We start from the raw sequence: 16,960 nt of genomic DNA on the forward strand, positions 1-16,960 counted from the left end.
TTACATCCATTAATCATTTTTATATAAATTTTAGGAGGAGATTTTAAATGAAAGATTTATTAAAAGGTACACTTGGTTTTGGTACGGCACCACTAGGTAATATGTACCGTAATATTCCGGAAGAAGAAGCAATCGCAACAGTGGATGCCGCTTGGGATAATGGTGTTCGTTACTTTGATACAGCTCCACTTTATGGATCTGGTTTAGCAGAGATTCGTCTTGGTGAAGCACTATCGAAAAGAAATCGTGATGAGTACTTCTTAAGTACAAAAGTAGGTCGAATTATTTCAGATGAATTGGAAGATCCATCTACACGTGATTTAGGTGAAAAAGGCGGACTGTTCGAATTTGGTCGTAAAAATAAAATTATCAATGACTACAGTGCGGACGCAACTCTTCGTTCTATTGAAGACAGTTTAAAACGTTTAAAAACAGATCGTCTAGATTTTGTTTATATTCATGACGTAGCACAAGATTTTTATGGAGATGAGTGGATTTCACAATTTGAAATTGCTCGAACAGGAGCATTCCGTGCACTTACGCAATTACGTGATGAAGGTGTAATTAAAGGCTGGGGACTTGGAGTGAATAAAGTAGAATCAATTGAACTTATGCTGGACTTAGAAGAAGCAAAACCAAATGTATCTTTACTAGCTGGTCGCTATTCATTATTAGACCATGAGCGTGCATTAGAACGTGTAATGCCTGCAGCTGTAAAAAATAATATGGACATTGTTGTTGGTGGACCATATAGCTCAGGTGTTCTTGCTGGAGGAGCTCACTTCGAATACCAAAAAGCGTCACCAGAAATCATTGCAAAAGTTAATAAAATGAAAAACCTTGCAGATCGTCATGGAATCAGTATTAAAGCTGCTGCTTTACAATTTGCATTGGCTAATCCAGCAGTTGCTGCTGTTATTCCTGGTGCAAGTAAACCGGAACGAATTGCAGAAGACCAAGCTGCATTGAAAACAGTGATTCCGGCAGCATTCTGGGAAGAAATGCGCGAACAAAAATTGGTTGCAGCTAATGCACCACTACCAATCAACGTTAAATAAAAAGGAGAGTAATTAACATGGCAAACACTATTACATCTATTGAAATTCCAGCTTCACCTGAACAAGTATGGAAATTAATTGGAGGTTTTGATGCACTTCCAGATTGGTTACCGTATATTCCTAGCAGTAAAGTAACTGAAGGCGGACGTGTACGTCATTTAGCTAATCCTGATGGCGATGCGATTGTAGAACGTTTAGAAGCATTTAATGAGAAAGAGCGCTACTACACATATTCAATTATGCAAGCACCATTCCCTGTAACTAATTATTTATCTACAATCCGTGTTAAAGAAGGTAAAGATGCTAACACATCATTAGTTGAATGGTCTGGTAGCTTCACTCCTGTAGAGGTTACTGATGAAGAGGCAATTAATCTATTCCATGGAATTTATAAAGATGGTTTAGAGGCATTACAACAAGCATATTTAGCTTAACCAATTTATTAAACATTTGAAAGTCTGCAGTGTAACAACTGCAGGCTTTTTTATGATTAGTGCATTTCTTTTTAAGAAAATATCTCTATACTCAATGCTGTTACTTAAAGAGGACAGAAGCACATGCAGATCGTGAGCGTTACATCGTTCTTCGAAAACTAGGTGTCACGAAAAAAGAAATGAAAAAAGCAATCGCAAAACAAATGAGATTTATCTTCTTCATTCCTTTAGTAGTTGGTATATTACACACTTTATTTGCGCTAAAAGGATTAGCGACAGTGATTCCGTATGAAATTGCAGTTCCGTTACTAATTAGCATCGGTGTGTATAGTGTTATTTATATTGGTTATTATTACTTAACAGTTCGTTCTTATTTCAGGATTGTTAGTAAATGAAAATAAGGTATACAGTTTTTGAAAAAGCGAAAGAGAGCATAGTGAAAATTATGTTCTCTTTCGCTTTTTTTAGTTAAAATGAGGTGTAAATGAAGATGGTATTTAAATGGAGTGTTACATTTGGAAATTCTTATCATAGCAGGATGTCTATTAATTGGTATCACTTTAATCAGTTTCAGTATTTATCGATTTGTAAAAGAATTAAAAGAAAAAAATTCAAAGAGAGAGAAATGGAAAGTAGTAGCTGGAAATTTGATAGAGTTATTTAGTGATCCATTGCACGGAGCGCCATTCTATTTTTTAACTGGGGGTCTCTTTTTGGTAATCGGACTGTTATTTCTTTCTATGGGAATGGGCTGGCTTGAAATTGATTAAGGCGTATTAACAAAGATATTTCATAGTTGTATTGCGAAGAGGAGAGAGCAAATGCCGGTTATAAGAGATATACAATTGAGTTTTCTAAAAGTAAAAGAGCATACCAGAAACATAGAGGCATTACAGTTAACATCTACAAGCAACTACGATGAAGATATCTCTTTTGGTAAAGAGACGAGCTGTATTACTTCTTTATATTGTCGACATATGCCAAAGTTAAGAATGGAGTATGAGAAAGGGATTTTGATTCATTGTGTGGATGATATTTCATTAATCGATGAGTGGGAGAAGAAATATCGAATTTTCCCTGAATATATGAATGCTTTTGTGGAATATGGGAGTGTGAGGGATTTTCCATACTTATCAGATAGAGAGAAAAAAGAATTAGCCCTTCAAATCGTTCATGCGGAAATGAAGCGTTTAGCTGTGAAATATGATTGGGATATAGAAGAGTTAGAAAAAGTGAAGAATAAAATACTAGAATTGAATTATAGAAACGAGTTCGTATATATAAAAAAGAGTAGTCCGAATAAAAAATACGTATGCAGTATAACATGTCAGCATGAAGTGGCTTATGCTGACGTGTACTTAGAAATAAGAGAGTATAGAACGAGGCGGTTAATCAAAAAGGAAAAGCTTATCAAAGAAGATATGTATAAGATGTTTCATCATGTTAGTGAAGTGGCTTGGAAGTTAAACCATAAAGTACTGCTGATGAACGATAAAGGAAAAACTGTATGGATGTTAACCTTTTTAGAGAAAGATATCCCAGCTAATTTAGTTTGGAAGATTGAAAGAATAGATTGAAAATAGATGAGAAGTGGAGTGCATATGATGGAGACACAAATCGTTATTGGAGTACCTGGTTTATGGAAAGATAGAACAGAATTAATACAAGAAGTTGTGAGTAAAAGTAACTATATATTAGCGGGAAATGTTATGCACCATAAGGAGAAAGAGATTGGTTTTGAAATTGATATATATGAACAAGACCCTTCTTTGAGAGAGGCTTTCTTCTATGCAGGTGGTGAGCGTTTTGATGAAGAATTGCTTCAGGAGTTGGAGAAGCATACTTATACAGTGTATGTTATTGCAAAAGTTGACGATACAGAGAGATTACAAGAAGTAATTGATGTAGGAATGGAACTTTTAAATGCAGGTGGACTTGCTTTAAAAGTTGAAACAGCAGGTGTGGCTTATTCGAAAGAAGAATGGCAAGAGCTTGCAGAGAATAAGGAAATATTCCCGATGTATTCGCACCTTGTAACTTTAGTTGGAGATGAAGAGGACGGTTACTATTCATGTGGAATGCAAGCATTTAATCTACCAGACGTTGTTTTAGACGGAGGGATAGATCCGGAAGTAGCTGTAGATTTATTAAATGATTTTAACCTACATAATATATTGGAAAAACCTAATTTGAAAGATGGAGATACAATTAGTTTCACAGAAGATGCTCCAGTGTATCTTTTATCTCATTATATAGATAATCGTTATGAACAAGAGGATCCATTTTATAATCCGTGTGGGGTATGGAAGTTAGAGAGTGCTTCGGCAAAGAAATCTATCTTTCAAAAATTGGGGAGTGTGCTAAAAGGATGGAAAAATACATAAAAGAACAGAGGAGTATATGTGATAAATATAAAGCGGAGTATGTAGAATCTCCGAATGACTTGAAATTAGGAATAGCGCAAAATGTGAAAGATGGTATCGCTCCGATTAATGGGTTACGAATGCCTATAGAAAACGGAACGACAGGTTGGTACATTTGGGCTGGTGAAGAAATGGGGACAGAAGAAGATTTCTTTCTTCCTTTACACGTTCAACATATTGATGAATGGGCACCTGAAATAAAGAAGTATTTAGGGTTACCACCTGGTTGGAGATTTTTAATTGCTGGAGATGAAGAGGACGTGTGGTATGATCCGAATTTGTTTGATGAAGATTTAGAAGAGGATGCAGATGAATGGGAAGAAAATATGCTACAAGAGTATGGATGGTACATGCATAGCATATTAGCAGAAGATATTGATGGCATCCATGCTAATTATCATACGCATGGTCTAAGAGATAACTTTAATCATCAAGATTTACAAATAACATTAAATATGGATTCTGAAGTCGCGCATGATGTTTTTTGTTCCATAATAGAAGAAATAAAGAGCGGAAAAAAGTTTGAACAAGGGATTGAGTATACGAATATTATTGAAGGATATCCCATTATTATGAAGTCTTTCGCAGAGATGGATCGAGAAGTTTTGAGGGTTTTATTACCTGATGAAAGAGGGATTCTTCCTACGAGTCCAGAGTGTGATAAATGTTATAAGACTCAATTGGATGATATTGAGGAGAGTTGATAAAAAAGAGCTTGAAACTATTCAAGCTCTTTTTTTATGACTATTTATGTCCTAAAATATGCTCAATCTCATGCAAACTTAATTTACTTGCCTTAGCAATCGTTTCAAGTGGTATACCAAGATCATACATATTCTTAATCATTTGAAATTTCCCCTGTTGGACTCCTTCTTTTCGACCTTGTTCAATGCCTTGTTCAATGCCTTGTTCAATGCCTTGTTCAATGCCTTGTTCAATGCCTTGTTCAATGCCCTGTTCAATGCCTTTTTCAAGCCCTTTTTTAATTCCTTGTTCCATTCCTCTTTTTATTCCTTCTGTCTCTGCATGGGCGAATTTTGCTGCTTCATCCATTAAAACTTTCTCCCTTGCGTCATAGGCTTGCCGGAAAGAAGAATCTTGACTCATACGTTCCCATTTATTGATCGCTTTTTGTAAAATAGGATCTTGGTTCATAGCAATATCCTCCAATAGTTTAGTTAAGTGCTCATCCTCATTTGCTGAAAGCAATAAAAGCCAACGAACAAATGGATCTTTCCACGGATTTACTTTTTCTTCATGCCATTGTTCAGTTAACTTTGGAATTTCTATAATGTGGATTTCTATGTCGTCACTTAGGAGTTTTTTTTGTTGTGTATTCCATAATATGCTCGTTGTATGGAAGGCTGGGTGTTCCGAAAACATTACGAAGTTTAGTAAGTTTATGGTGATGGTTTTGTGAAGTGCACTGTAGGGCATCCCTTTTTGTAGTTGAGATGTGTATAGTCTTCCCCAATAATATAAACTGCGTTTAACCATATCGTGATTATTATTGAGTTGTATTTCTACATTGACTTTTGTTCCTGTGTCTAATGTCGCTGAAATGTCTAAAATAGATAACTTATCCTCTTCATATTCCCTGTGTAAATGTGGATCTTCTAGTTGTAGAGAAGCAATGGGCGACTCTAAAGACTCTTGTAACATAGCATTTAAAAATGCAATTAGAATATCTTCGCTACCATTCGTACCAAACAATTGTTTAAATGCAAAATCAATGCGTAAATTAACTAACTGTTGGTTGAACAAAGTTTGTCCTCTCCCTTATATGAAGGTGCTTCTTTCCTTCATTGTACATAAAAAGAACTAGAGTATGCAAACAAGCCATTCCTCTATTTTTTAGTAGTGTTATTAGAATGTCACAGGTAAGTATGGTTATGTTATACTCTAGTGAAATTAAAAAAATATTTTTGTTTATATCGAGGTGAAGATGATACATATGCAAAAAGATATTTTAAAACTATTAGATAAAAAGCAAAGTAACTATGAATTTCCTGCATTTGATAATGAATATATGGATATTTCGCAAGTGAAATTCTCTCTTTTCTTTAAAGATACTAAGGATTGGTTAATGGTGTTTCAACTTGTTGGTGTAGGTTCATTAGGTGTATGTAATGATATTCAAGTATATGGCGATAGAATTACTCATTCAATGGGTGATGATTGCATTTTACAATTAAATGATGGCGATTATGAGTTGTTTGATGATGAAGGTGAATTTATACCGAATATTTATAACGGCAGTTTAAAAGTACGTGAGCATCATTTTGAATATGAATTTACAGAAGAAGAGTATGTGGATAATGGAATAGAAGTACAAACGGCAGAGCATTATCCAACATACTTCATGCGTATGCTTGCTACTAATGAAGAAGTTAGAACATTATTATGGTGGAGTAAAGAAGAGATTTTAGAAGAGTTCGGTTTAGAAGGCGATTGGGAAGTAGCGTATGAAACGGAAGAATGGAAACATATTGAAGACGAAAAAGTAAGTGAAAATGAATTCTTCCAATCAGTAGCCGCTGCAATAGAGAAGAAAGATCCACGTATTATTGTGAAGAAGGATTTTAATACGCATTGGAGAAATTGGGTAGCGTTTGATTGTGACTGAAAAGGATAGGAGAAAGAATAATAAATGAAAAGAAGAAGAAAATCCGGAGAAAAAGTACAAATGCATCGTTTTGCACTACCTCTATGCTACGGAAGTGAAGCACCATATTATTATTACGAGGTAGCGCCCCATGAAAGAGAGGGACGCTTCCATTTAACATCAGAACTTCGCGTAATGGACGATGAACATTACTTTATTAGAGGTTGTTTAGAGATTCCTATCATTGATTACCACGAAAATTTCATATGGACTGTGTGGGTATCGCTTAGTAAAGAAAGTTATGATGAAGTATTAGAAAAGTGGGATGAGAGAGGCCGAGAAAATAGTGATCCTTATTTTGGGTGGTTATCTGTAGAAATACCAGTTTATCCAGAAACATTAAATTTAAAAACAAATGTACATATAAGAGAAGTTGGAATGGCACCGTATGTTGAATTAGAGCCAACCGACCATCCTTTAGCAATTGAACAAAGAAATGGAATTACTTTAGACAGAGTTAAAGAAATAGAGGAAATTATTCAACGACATAACTAGATTAGAAGAGAAAAAACGAGTGCTAGCACTCGTTTTTTTCTTTACACAACCGCAGGATTATAAATCATCGTAAAGTGTCCTGGTAATAATTCAATGTGACAAGGTGTATGAAGCGAACTTTCTCCATCTGTATCTACTTCTTTTTTTTCCTCTGTTTCGATATGAATGGATTTCGCTTTTACGTGGAAGATGTCATTTTCATTTGAGTCTTCAAATAATTTCTTTCCGATGTAATCTTTAAATGCTTGAATCCCTGTTGATTTGACTACGAAAATATCAAGTGTTCCGTCATCACATTTTACGTTCGGAATAAAGGATGGAATACCACCAAGATATTCACCATTTCCAACCATGACAAGGACAGCTTCGTCTTCATATACTTGTCCGTCATAAGTAATTTTTACCGGGAATGTTTCAGCATTTTTTACAGTTCGAATTGTACTTAAATAGTAACCGATTTTACCAAGCTTTGCTTTTTCTTCTGCATCGATATTGTTTGATACTTCAGATACGAGACCAATCCCCCAGAAGTTTAAGAAATGTTGTCCATTTGCTTTTGCAACGTCAACTGGTTTTATATGTTCTTTTGTAATAAGTTTTGCCGCTTCTGCAATGTTTTGCGGAACACCAAGTGTGCGAGAGAAGTCATTGCAAGTTCCACCTGGAATAATTGCAAGTGTAGGTCTAGTTTCGAGAGGTGCTAAGCCATTTGTGCATTCAAATACTGTTCCATCACCACCAAAGACGATAATTAAATCTACTTTACTAGCAAACTCTTGGCAATATTTTGTTGCATCACCTTGTTTTTTCGTATGAAGGATATGTAGATCAGGAAAAGCTGCGGCAAGAGGTGGTACGATTTTTGTTAAATTTGTATGTAAGTCACCTTGACCAGCTTTCGGATTTACGATGAGGAGTACTTTTTCAAATTTTGTCTTTGTCATTTTTATTCTCTCCCTTTGTCTTTTACGAATCGTGATAGAAAATAAACTTCCATCAGTAATTGATGGAAGCTTATTTTATTATATTACTCCGTTACAACTGAAGCGATAAATGGTAAGTTACGATATTTCTCAGCACAGTCGATACCGTAGCCAACGATAAATTCGTCTGGAATTTGGAAGCCAACATATTCAGCTTTTAAGTCCACTTTACGGCGTTCTGGTTTATCAAGTAATGTACAGAACTTGAGTGCCTTTGGTTTATGCATAAAGAAGTGGTCTTTTAAGAAATGAAGTGTTAAACCAGAATCGATAATATCTTCTACAACAATTACGTTTTTTCCAGTAATGTTTACGTCGATATCTTTTAGGAGTTTCACTTTTCCTGTCGTTTCTGTTTGATTTCCGTAACTAGATGCAGAAATGAAGTCAATTGTTACATCGTTTTTAATGTGACGAATTAAATCAGCAGCAAATACGAATGACCCTTTTAATACTGCGATAACTACGATTTCTTCTCCTTCAAAGTCACGTTCGATTTGAAGTGCTAATTCTTTCACTTTTGCTTGTAATTGTTCTTCAGAAATTAAAGTGTCTTTTATTTCAATATTCATTGTAATCCTCCTACAGTGTAAAACTTGCGAACATTTCGACTGTAAAGGATAGAATAGAAAAAGTCAAAGAAGATAGTAATTTTTTACAAAGACAACGACAAAATCATCTGATGATATGATATACTAAGCATATTAAGAAAACGCTTCCATAAAGGGTGAATATGATGAAGAAGAAACAGTACACAAGTGTAACATTTATAAAAGCATTACTTTTAACAATTGTTCTTGGCCTGTTGGCTTACGTAATTGATGTACCTGCGATTCGTATTTCATTAATTGGAATGACTTTAGTGTTAGGAGCAATTTCGCACGGTATGATGTCGCAGCTAAAAGAAGCTGGACTTGATGATATGAGAGATCATATAGATAACAAGTAAGAAACCTTCATTATATAGAGTGAAGGTTTTTTTGTTTCTTACAAAAATGTAAGGTAGTTGTAAGGCAAATCGATAGTTGCATAATAGCATTTTGGATAAAATATGGGTGTAAGGTAAAAGGCAAGCATATTTTAGGTAAATTAAGTTTTAGGCACTCTATATGTGAAAAAGGAGTAGGAGGGCATGGAGAAACGTTGGACGACCTTTTCTTTTTTAGCGACTAGTAACACCGTAATGCTAGATGGAAAAATGGATTTTTTGCACTTGTTTGATCGTGAAGATGATCATTCTTCTTCTAAATTTACAATGAAATGGAATAAATGGAGCGAAAGTTGTAGGTTTGAAGAAGAGGCCCCTAACGAAGAGCAAAAGATTATTTTAACAAACCCTATTAAAGCGTGGGTTGTTCAACGTCGTAAGTGTAACGTCAAAAATCACTTCAAGAAAACTGAGCCGAGACAATTAGTTATCGCTCCGGCCTGTTCTACTTCCAAATCACGCGAAAGTAACATGTAAATATTGAGACACACACCCGAAAAAACATCGTACATATTGCGATGTTTTTTTCTTTTTCTACAATGAAATCTTTAAATGAAATATATTTCATCTGCATCTTATATTTATATCTCTTGCTTATTCTAGTAATACATCCGATGCGAGTTGATGTGAATAAAATATAAGGAGAGAATGAAGATGAAAAAGAGACTATTACCAATTTGTGCAATGGCACTTTTAACAGTAGGATATTCTTCAGTAGCGAGTGCGGATACTGGAACAGTAACAAAGGAAGAAGAAGCGCAAGTACAACAAGATAAAGCTAAAAAAGAAGAAGCAATTAAGGAACAGCAAAAAAATGAAGTAGAGAAAAAACAAGCGGCACAAGTACAAGAAAAAAATGATATGGCTAAAAAAGAGGAAGCAATAAAAGCTGTGAAAAAGAGTGAAGAAGACAAAAAGAGAATAGCGCAAGAACAGTTAAAAAATGATATAGCAAAAAAAGAAGCAGCGATAAAAGTTGAGCAAAAGAATGAAGTAGCTAAAAAAGAAGAAGCAAAGCCAGTTGTACAAGGTGAAAAATTACCAAACACAGCATCAAATAATGTAGCAATGATGGGATTAAGTGCATGTCTTGTAGCGATAGGTACATTATTTGGTTTGAATCGTCGCAATAAGGTTAAAGTGTAAATAAAATATTTTCCTATAAAGAATGGGATAATTTCATATATTAAAAATGGTAGGTTACTCCTACCATTTTTTGCATGGAGGGATGAAGAATGAAGTTACTCAATTATATCGGTATCATATTGATGGCTATTGGGCTATTCATGGGATCCTATTACGCTGTGGAATGGTATAAAGGAAAAAGCTCTGCTCAAGAATTAACGAAAGAAGAAATAAAGAGCCTTAAAAATATACAAGATATTCAACTTTCTCATGAAACACCTGTAACTTCTCAAATACCTTCTTCTCAAACAGAACATAAAGAAGGTGAAAAGGTAGCGATGTTAAACATACCGAAAATAAAGAAGAAGTTTTCTATATATTGGGGAGCGGATGATGCGACTTTGAAAAAAGGAGTTGGTATGTTTGTTAGTGATTTAACGACAACCCCATCTGGAGGAGGACATACTGTACTGAGTGGACATCGAGATACTGTATTTACAGATTTAGGAGAGTTGAAAGAAAAGGATACTCTTGTTTTAGAGTATGATAATAAAACGTACACATATGAAATTCAAAAGACATGGATTACTCATGCGGATGATCGTACTGTTATTATAAAAAAAGAAGAACCGATATTAACACTGACAACTTGTTACCCATTTGATTATATAGGGGATGCACCAGATAGATATATTATCGAGGCGACGTTAACTGGCAGTTATTCAAAGTGAAATTATAGTTTCTGAAAACGGGAGGGGGATATATCAGTTATGTCAAAAAACATTTTAATTGTTGAAGATGAAGACATATTACGTGAAATATTAAAAGATTATTTTTTAAGTGAGCAATATGTAGTGTTTGAAGCGAGGGACGGGAAAGAGGCTTTAGTTGTATTTGAAGAAGAAGAGGTTGATTTAGTTATTTTAGATATTATGTTGCCAGAACTCGATGGATGGTCTGTTTGCCGAAGGATTCGAAAGACGTCCGAGGTGCCTATTATTATGCTAACGGCGCGCGTAGATGAAGACGATACGTTACTTGGTTTTGAACTTGGGGCAAATGACTATGTGACGAAGCCGTATAGTCCGCCAATTTTATTAGCAAGAGCGAAAAGGTTGTTAGAAAGCAGAAAAGTGACAAAGCAACTTTTAGAGAATGAAGATGATACATTATCGATCCACGATATTCACGTTCATTTTCCGTCGCGCACTGTTACGGTAAATCGAACTGATATTAATTTAACGCATACAGAATTTGAAATATTAGCGTATTTCATGAAAAATCAAGGAATCGTTTTAACGCGAGAACAACTCATTTCAAGAATTTGGGGATATGAATTTGCTGGTGATGATCGAACGGTTAATAGTCATATTCGTAATTTAAGAAATAAATTAGGAGAGAAAGCAAAGTACATTACAACTGTAGTACGCACAGGTTATAAATTTGAGGGCAATGTATGAGGAAAGGAATTGTACTAAAATTATTTACTCTTACAACAGCATTGTGCATGTTGATTTTAGCGACGATATTTATTGGACAAACGATATTTTTTAAACAATATTATGCGAATCGAAAAGTGGAAGATATTAAAGTGAATTTAAATTCCTTTGGGAAGAACTATTTAAATCATGCAGGAAATGCAGAAGAAATTCAGAAACTAGAGCAAGACTTTTTAAGAGAAAATAATACGTGGATTACGACATTAGATAAGAACGGGAATTTAAAACATGCAGATGATTTTTATTTTGAAGTAACGATAGATCGTAGGCAACAAAAGAGCTTTGGACAACAAATATTCAAAATTCCCTTAGGTAATCTCGTCAATATAGAGGAGATTGATAATAAATTATCAGAGCATTTTTTAGGGCAAGAAATTTATTTTTCTGGAGTGAGAAAAGAAGATAGTTTTATTCCATTCTCTTTTTCTTTATCTAAACAGAATTTAAGCGGATCTAATAAACCGCTAGAAAAAGCATTTAATGAGAAAATGAGAAAATTATATGAGGAGAAAAAGAAAGCAACCGGGGAACAAGTTGTTAAGGAGAAGAGGCCAGCCGTTCAGGAGCAAGCTGCCCAAGAACCAGATGTTTACATAGGAGGGCGTGTTACGAAAGTACAGTTTCCAGATGTAAAAGGCCCCGTAAATCCAATTTATAAAAACTCTTTATTTTTGGATAGTATAAAAGAATTTCAAACGGATGTATTACTAAAAGAGAGTAATCAAATAGAGTATTCAACAAAGACAATGGACCATGAAAAGAATGATATAAAATATAAATTATTAATGAAACCAATAAAAGAAAAAGATGGATCAGTAACATATATTTATGCGATGGCTTCTTTACAGCCCGTAGATGAAGCTGTACAAATGGTGCAAGATTATTACATCTATATCATTGCATTTGTAGTCGTTCTTATTTTTTTAGCTTCGTTTTATTATTCAAAACAAATTGCAAAACCGTTATTAAAAATAAATGATACGACGAAGAAAATAGCACAATTAGATTTTACAGAAAAAATACCGATTACTTCAAAAGATGAAATTGGAGATTTATCGAAAAATATTAATGTGCTATCAAATAAACTCCATTCGCATATTGGACAGTTAGAAGAAGATATTGAAAAGGAAAGAAAGTTAGAAAAGACGCGAAAAGAATTCATTTCTGGTGTTTCACATGAATTAAAAACACCGCTAAGTATTATGAAAAGCTGTATTTCTATTTTAAAAGACGGGGTAGCTGAACATAAAAAAGAGTATTATTTTCAGGCGATGGAGAGAGAAGTAGACAAAATGGATACGTTAATTTTGGATATGCTTGAGTTAGCTAAATTTGAATCTGGTACATATAAAATGAAAAAGGCTTCGTTTTATATTGATACAGTAATTGAAGACATATGTGAACATCTATCAGTGGAAATAGAGAAAAAAGAGCTTCGTGTTCATAAAAATATATGTTCATTTGAAGTGATTGCAAATCAAGGCCGGATTGAACAAGTCATCGTGAATTTCATTACGAATGCCATACGTTATACACCAAATAAAGAAGATATTATTATTTCTACAATAGATGAGAAGGATCGTATAAAAGTGTGCATTGAAAATAAAGGTACTCACATTGAAGAAGAACAATTAGATAAAATTTGGGATCGTTTTTATCGAGTGGATACAGCTCGTCAGCGTTCACAAGGTGGGACGGGGCTTGGGCTTGCCATTTCAAAGAATATTTTAGAACTACATGATGCTGAATATGGGGCAGGAAATACAGAAGATGGTGTGTTATTTTATTTCTATTTACCGAAAAAAGCGTAGAAAATATGATCTACGTTTTTTTAAATTATTTTCATATTATCTTTACCTAATCTTTATTTTTAATCAGTATAATTTGTTTAGAATATGAGGTTATGTAAGGAGTCGATGAACCGTGCATAGCAATTGGCTAAGTATAATGGTATTTATTTTCTTTTGCGCATTTATTGTATTTTTAATTAATATTACGATATGAAAAAAGAGCGCTCATTAAGCGCCCTTTTTTTGTGTATTCATTTGATAAGCACTGATGCTTTTGAATAAGCGTGGTGAAGTGATAAATAAAAATATAAGTAAAACGGTACATAGAATATAGGAACCAATCATTGTACTACCGTTAAATATTAAAGAATATAGGAAAGCCGACTGGCCTTTTGGTGCATATTGTCCCCAGAAAATGATACCAGCGATAAAGTGACAGAAGTAACGAGCTAGACTACCGATAAAAGTAGCGACGATAATGTATCCAATTACTTTCTTTCCTTGGTTTGGTTTTGATGAAGGTTTGTCTTTACGGCTACCTAAATTTGATTGCTCTTCGCTATTATTATTGGAAGTTAAAAGTGCTTTTTGAATTGGACGATAGAATAACCCAGCAAATCCAATGAATGCGAAAGCAACGAAGTATTCAATTAGTACTTGAATTGGTGTGACGATAATGGCATCGCCTACGACAATTTGTAATAATCCCCAAATTAAGCCTCCTAAGAAAGCCATTTTGAAGCCCCAGCGGTATGCGATAATAAAAATAGGAATCATAGCAAATGAAATGGAACCGCCTGTTGCTGATATTTTGATTGAAAGTGGTAAAATATCGATGACCAAGGCGAAGGCTGCAAGAATAGCAGATTCGATCATCGCTTGTAAATTGGTGTTACGCATGTTGTCTCCCCCTAAATCCAAGTTGTACAAAAAAGAATAGATATCATAGGAGGATACGAAATACGTAAATAAAAATGAGGTATGTATTTCGGACGTTTGCACAATCCCTGCGTTAGCATTAACTAACAGGTTCGAAGGGTCGGAACGAAGTGTTCCCTCTCAGCGGCATGGCTCCCCCAGTGATAACGAGATTCTTTATTTGCTATTGTTTATTGTAAGCGAAATGGATGAGAATGGCAAACAAATGCTGTATGACAATAATTGAAATAGAATTGTAGCGAAATGTTAATAAATATGAAGCAAAAGGGTATAGTACAAGAGAAATTGGGTGTGGTATAATTTTTTTGAAAATAATTATCATTCTCTTCTGAGGGGGAAGGTTATGAGCTTAGTAGATATTAAAATTGGAGAGAAAGTGTTAGTAAAAAGTATTCAGTCTTTAGATCAGCTATTAAAGCGTAGACTAGCTGCTTTCGGTCTTGCGGAAGGAAGCGAACTTCGCTTGAAACAGAAAGCGATGTTCAAAGGTCCTTGTACATTGGAGTGTCGTGGACAGTTAATTAGTATTCGTCATTGTGACGCGAAAATGATAAAGGTGGAATTAGCGTGAATAAGGTAGCTTTGCTAGGGAATCCGAATACAGGGAAGACATCATTATTTAATGCACTTACTGGTTCTTATGAATACGTAGGAAACTGGAGCGGTGTAACAGTAGAAAAAAAGGTTGGTAAATTAAAAGATAGACAAGGAACATTAATTGATTTACCAGGTGTGTATGATTTAAATCCAGTTTCACGTGATGAAGGTGTTGTAACAAACTTTCTATTAACAGAAGAATTTAATCATATGTTAAATATCGTAGATTCTTCGCAGTTTGAGAGAAATATGCATTTAACGTTGCAATTACTTGAATTTGGTAAGCCGGTCTCAATTGGTTTAAATATGGTTGATGTGGCGAAGCAAAGAGGAATTGTCATTGATGTAAAACGATTATCAGAACTATTAGGTGTAACAGTCGTTCCTGTCGTTGCAAGAAGTGGAAAAGGTTGTGAAGAACTACTTACGACTCTTAAAGAAAATGACAAAAAAGAGAAAAAGCCATTCCTTATTTCATATGGTGTACAAATGGATGAAGGAATTGGAGAAGTAATTGCTCTTTTAGAGACAGTGAATTACGAGCATCCGAGATGGTTAGCTCTTCAATTTTTAAGTAATAACGAAGTAGTAGAAAAAGAAATGAAAGCATTACCAATTTATAAGGAACTCATAGCCATTCGATCTCGCTTAGAAGGAAAACTTGATTGTACGTTAGAAGAGCACATTTACAAAACTCGTGAAGCGTATATTGAAAAGTTAAAAACAAATGTTATGAAGCATGAGAAAGAAGGAAAAATTCCTTTTTCAGAAAAAATTGATAGATTAATTACACATAAAATTTTAGGACTTCCAATCTTTTTAGCAGTTATGTTTTTTATTTTTCAGGTTACGTTTACGTGGATTGGTACACCTTTATCGGATATGTTAGATGAGTTTTTTGGTGGTCAGCTTACGGATTGGGTGACGGCTGGACTTACAAGTATTGGAGCTTCTGATTTTATTCAAGCACTCGTTACAGAAGGTATTATTGCCGGTGTTGGTGCTGTATTAGTATTCGTACCACAAATCTTTGCACTATTCTTTTTCATTTCATTATTAGAAGACTCAGGATATATGGCGCGAATTGCAGTTGTTATGGATAGAATTATGGAGTTTTTCGGCTTAAACGGAAAAGCTTTTATTCCGATGATTATCGGTTTTGGATGTAACGTTCCAGGTATTATGGCAGCGAGAACGATTGAACAGGAGAAAGAGCGCTTACTTACAATTTTAGTAACACCGTTTATGTCTTGTTCAGCACGATTACCTGTATATGCATTATTTGCGGGCGTATTCTTCCCGCATAGTCAGGCGACTGTTGTATTTTCTTTATATGTTGCAGGGATTGTTCTTGCGTTATTAGTTACAAAAATTATGTCTCTTACGATTTTAAAAGCGGAAAAATCTATTTTTGTTATTGAACTACCGCCTTATCGTGTGCCACAAGCGAAAACGTTATGGCTGAGCACGTGGGAGAAAGGAAAGGGATTTGTTCGTAAAGCTGGTACATTCATCTTTGGTGGTTCGGTTGTTATTTGGTTATTAAATTATGCAGGTCCATCAGGATTTGGCGTTGATATGGGAGATAGCTACTTAGCGATGATTGGTGGATTTATCGCACCATTATTTGCACCGCTCGGCTTTGGAACGTGGCAAGCTGCGGCATCCCTTTTAACAGGATTTTTAGCGAAAGAAGTTGTCGTTTCTACAATGGCAATTATTTATGCGGTTAAAGAAGATGTGCTTGGAAATGTAATGGGAGCACATTATACAGCATTATCAGCTTATGCATTTATGTTCTTTATTTTATTATATGTTCCGTGTTTAGCGACCGTAGCTGTTATTAAACGTGAAACAGGATCAGCGAAATGGACGATTTTCTCAGTCGTGTATCCACTCGTAGTTGCTTATGTATTAACGCTCATTATATACCAAGTTGGATCCCTACTCGGATTCTAGAAGGA

General features: G+C 34.8%; 20 protein-coding genes, 1 pseudogene and 1 riboswitch. Of the genes and pseudogenes, 17 read left to right on the top strand and 4 right to left on the bottom strand.

Translation table 11 applies throughout. The features are described 5' to 3' along the window. Positions 1–47 precede the first annotated feature (47 nt). The 7 genes and pseudogenes from RT27_RS02295 to RT27_RS02325 all read left to right on the top strand — a co-directional run bounded on the left by RT27_RS02295 (position 48) and on the right by RT27_RS02325 (position 4,619). Entirely contained in the window at positions 48–1,058 is a 1,011-nt protein-coding gene (locus RT27_RS02295; RefSeq protein WP_016079933.1) for an aldo/keto reductase, read from the top strand. A gap of 17 nt (positions 1,059–1,075) precedes the next feature. Next, on the top strand, positions 1,076–1,492 hold the full coding sequence (locus RT27_RS02300; RefSeq protein WP_016079934.1) for an SRPBCC family protein: 417 nt from the start codon (positions 1,076–1,078) through the stop codon (positions 1,490–1,492). 107 nt (positions 1,493–1,599) lie between these two features. Then, positions 1,600–1,887 (top strand): annotated as a pseudogene (locus tag RT27_RS32695) (FtsX-like permease family protein); the annotation flags it as partial. Between the two features lie 120 nt (positions 1,888–2,007). Then, on the top strand, positions 2,008–2,262 hold the full coding sequence (locus RT27_RS02310; RefSeq protein ID WP_000404317.1) for a hypothetical protein: 255 nt from the start codon (positions 2,008–2,010) through the stop codon (positions 2,260–2,262). Between the two features lie 51 nt (positions 2,263–2,313). Further along, positions 2,314–3,069, top strand: a complete 756-nt coding sequence (locus tag RT27_RS02315) for a hypothetical protein (RefSeq protein ID WP_043935207.1) — start codon at positions 2,314–2,316, stop codon at positions 3,067–3,069. 27 nt (positions 3,070–3,096) lie between these two features. Beyond that, entirely contained in the window at positions 3,097–3,876 is a 780-nt protein-coding gene (locus RT27_RS02320) for a DUF4261 domain-containing protein (protein ID WP_043935208.1), read from the top strand. After that, positions 3,861–4,619 carry a DUF4262 domain-containing protein gene (locus tag RT27_RS02325; protein WP_043935209.1) on the top strand — a complete coding sequence of 253 codons (759 nt, stop codon included), beginning with the start codon at positions 3,861–3,863 and terminating at the stop codon, positions 4,617–4,619. Before RT27_RS02320 ends, RT27_RS02325 begins: the two co-directional genes overlap by 16 nt. A gap of 40 nt (positions 4,620–4,659) precedes the next feature. Here the strand turns inward: RT27_RS02325 and RT27_RS02330 are convergent, their stop codons facing one another. Continuing rightward, a complete protein-coding gene (locus RT27_RS02330) occupies positions 4,660–5,679 on the bottom strand; it encodes an Rpn family recombination-promoting nuclease/putative transposase (protein ID WP_043935210.1) in 1,020 nt (339 codons plus the stop codon). 190 nt (positions 5,680–5,869) lie between these two features. Here RT27_RS02330 and RT27_RS02335 point away from each other — a divergent pair, with 190 nt between their 5' ends. Both RT27_RS02335 and RT27_RS02340 read left to right on the top strand, forming a co-directional pair. Beyond that, complete coding sequence (locus RT27_RS02335; RefSeq protein WP_043935211.1) at positions 5,870–6,541, top strand: hypothetical protein; 672 nt, start codon at positions 5,870–5,872, stop codon at positions 6,539–6,541. Between the two features lie 24 nt (positions 6,542–6,565). Next, positions 6,566–7,075, top strand: a complete 510-nt coding sequence (locus RT27_RS02340; RefSeq protein ID WP_043935212.1) for a DUF2199 domain-containing protein — start codon at positions 6,566–6,568, stop codon at positions 7,073–7,075. 41 nt (positions 7,076–7,116) lie between these two features. Here RT27_RS02340 and RT27_RS02345 read toward each other — a convergent pair whose 3' ends face one another. Both RT27_RS02345 and hpt read right to left on the bottom strand, forming a co-directional pair. Next, positions 7,117–8,019, bottom strand: a complete 903-nt coding sequence (locus RT27_RS02345; protein ID WP_043935213.1) for a YegS/Rv2252/BmrU family lipid kinase — start codon at positions 8,017–8,019, stop codon at positions 7,117–7,119. 83 nt (positions 8,020–8,102) lie between these two features. Then, positions 8,103–8,630, bottom strand: coding sequence for a hypoxanthine phosphoribosyltransferase (gene hpt, locus RT27_RS02350; protein WP_001019294.1), 528 nt, complete (start codon positions 8,628–8,630; stop codon positions 8,103–8,105). A gap of 161 nt (positions 8,631–8,791) precedes the next feature. Between hpt and RT27_RS02355 the strand changes: the two genes are divergently transcribed. The 6 genes from RT27_RS02355 to RT27_RS02380 all read left to right on the top strand — a co-directional run bounded on the left by RT27_RS02355 (position 8,792) and on the right by RT27_RS02380 (position 13,481). Continuing rightward, entirely contained in the window at positions 8,792–9,007 is a 216-nt protein-coding gene (locus RT27_RS02355; protein WP_002041936.1) for a hypothetical protein, read from the top strand. 183 nt (positions 9,008–9,190) lie between these two features. Continuing rightward, positions 9,191–9,523, top strand: a complete 333-nt coding sequence (locus RT27_RS02360; protein ID WP_016079947.1) for a hypothetical protein — start codon at positions 9,191–9,193, stop codon at positions 9,521–9,523. 177 nt (positions 9,524–9,700) lie between these two features. Continuing rightward, complete coding sequence (locus tag RT27_RS02365; protein ID WP_043935214.1) at positions 9,701–10,192, top strand: LPXTG cell wall anchor domain-containing protein; 492 nt, start codon at positions 9,701–9,703, stop codon at positions 10,190–10,192. A gap of 89 nt (positions 10,193–10,281) precedes the next feature. After that, positions 10,282–10,902 (top strand): class D sortase, encoded by a 621-nt coding sequence (locus RT27_RS02370; protein WP_043935216.1) that lies wholly within the window; start codon positions 10,282–10,284, stop codon positions 10,900–10,902. A gap of 39 nt (positions 10,903–10,941) precedes the next feature. After that, the gene (locus RT27_RS02375) at positions 10,942–11,631 is read left to right on the top strand and encodes a response regulator transcription factor (protein ID WP_016079950.1); all 690 of its coding nucleotides are present in this window, start codon (positions 10,942–10,944) and stop codon (positions 11,629–11,631) included. Then, positions 11,628–13,481 (top strand): HAMP domain-containing sensor histidine kinase, encoded by a 1,854-nt coding sequence (locus RT27_RS02380; RefSeq protein ID WP_043935217.1) that lies wholly within the window; start codon positions 11,628–11,630, stop codon positions 13,479–13,481. Before RT27_RS02375 ends, RT27_RS02380 begins: the two co-directional genes overlap by 4 nt. 207 nt (positions 13,482–13,688) lie before the next feature. On the opposite strand, the gene RT27_RS02385 is transcribed toward RT27_RS02380, so the two are convergent. Beyond that, entirely contained in the window at positions 13,689–14,360 is a 672-nt protein-coding gene (locus tag RT27_RS02385; RefSeq protein WP_043935218.1) for an energy-coupled thiamine transporter ThiT, read from the bottom strand. An 86-nt stretch (positions 14,361–14,446) separates the two neighbouring features. After that, a riboswitch (TPP riboswitch) is annotated at positions 14,447–14,548 on the bottom strand. A gap of 194 nt (positions 14,549–14,742) precedes the next feature. Here RT27_RS02385 and RT27_RS02390 point away from each other — a divergent pair. Continuing rightward, positions 14,743–14,970, top strand: a complete 228-nt coding sequence (locus RT27_RS02390) for a FeoA family protein (protein ID WP_000060512.1) — start codon at positions 14,743–14,745, stop codon at positions 14,968–14,970. Next, on the top strand, positions 14,967–16,955 hold the full coding sequence (gene feoB, locus RT27_RS02395) for a ferrous iron transport protein B (RefSeq protein WP_043935219.1): 1,989 nt from the start codon (positions 14,967–14,969) through the stop codon (positions 16,953–16,955). The genes RT27_RS02390 and feoB overlap by 4 nt, the downstream gene beginning before the upstream one ends. Positions 16,956–16,960 lie beyond the last annotated feature (5 nt).

The sequence above is a fragment of the Bacillus sp. L_1B0_5 genome (assembly GCF_000836715.1).
GTDB lineage: Bacteria > Bacillota > Bacilli > Bacillales > Bacillaceae_G > Bacillus_A > Bacillus_A thuringiensis_S.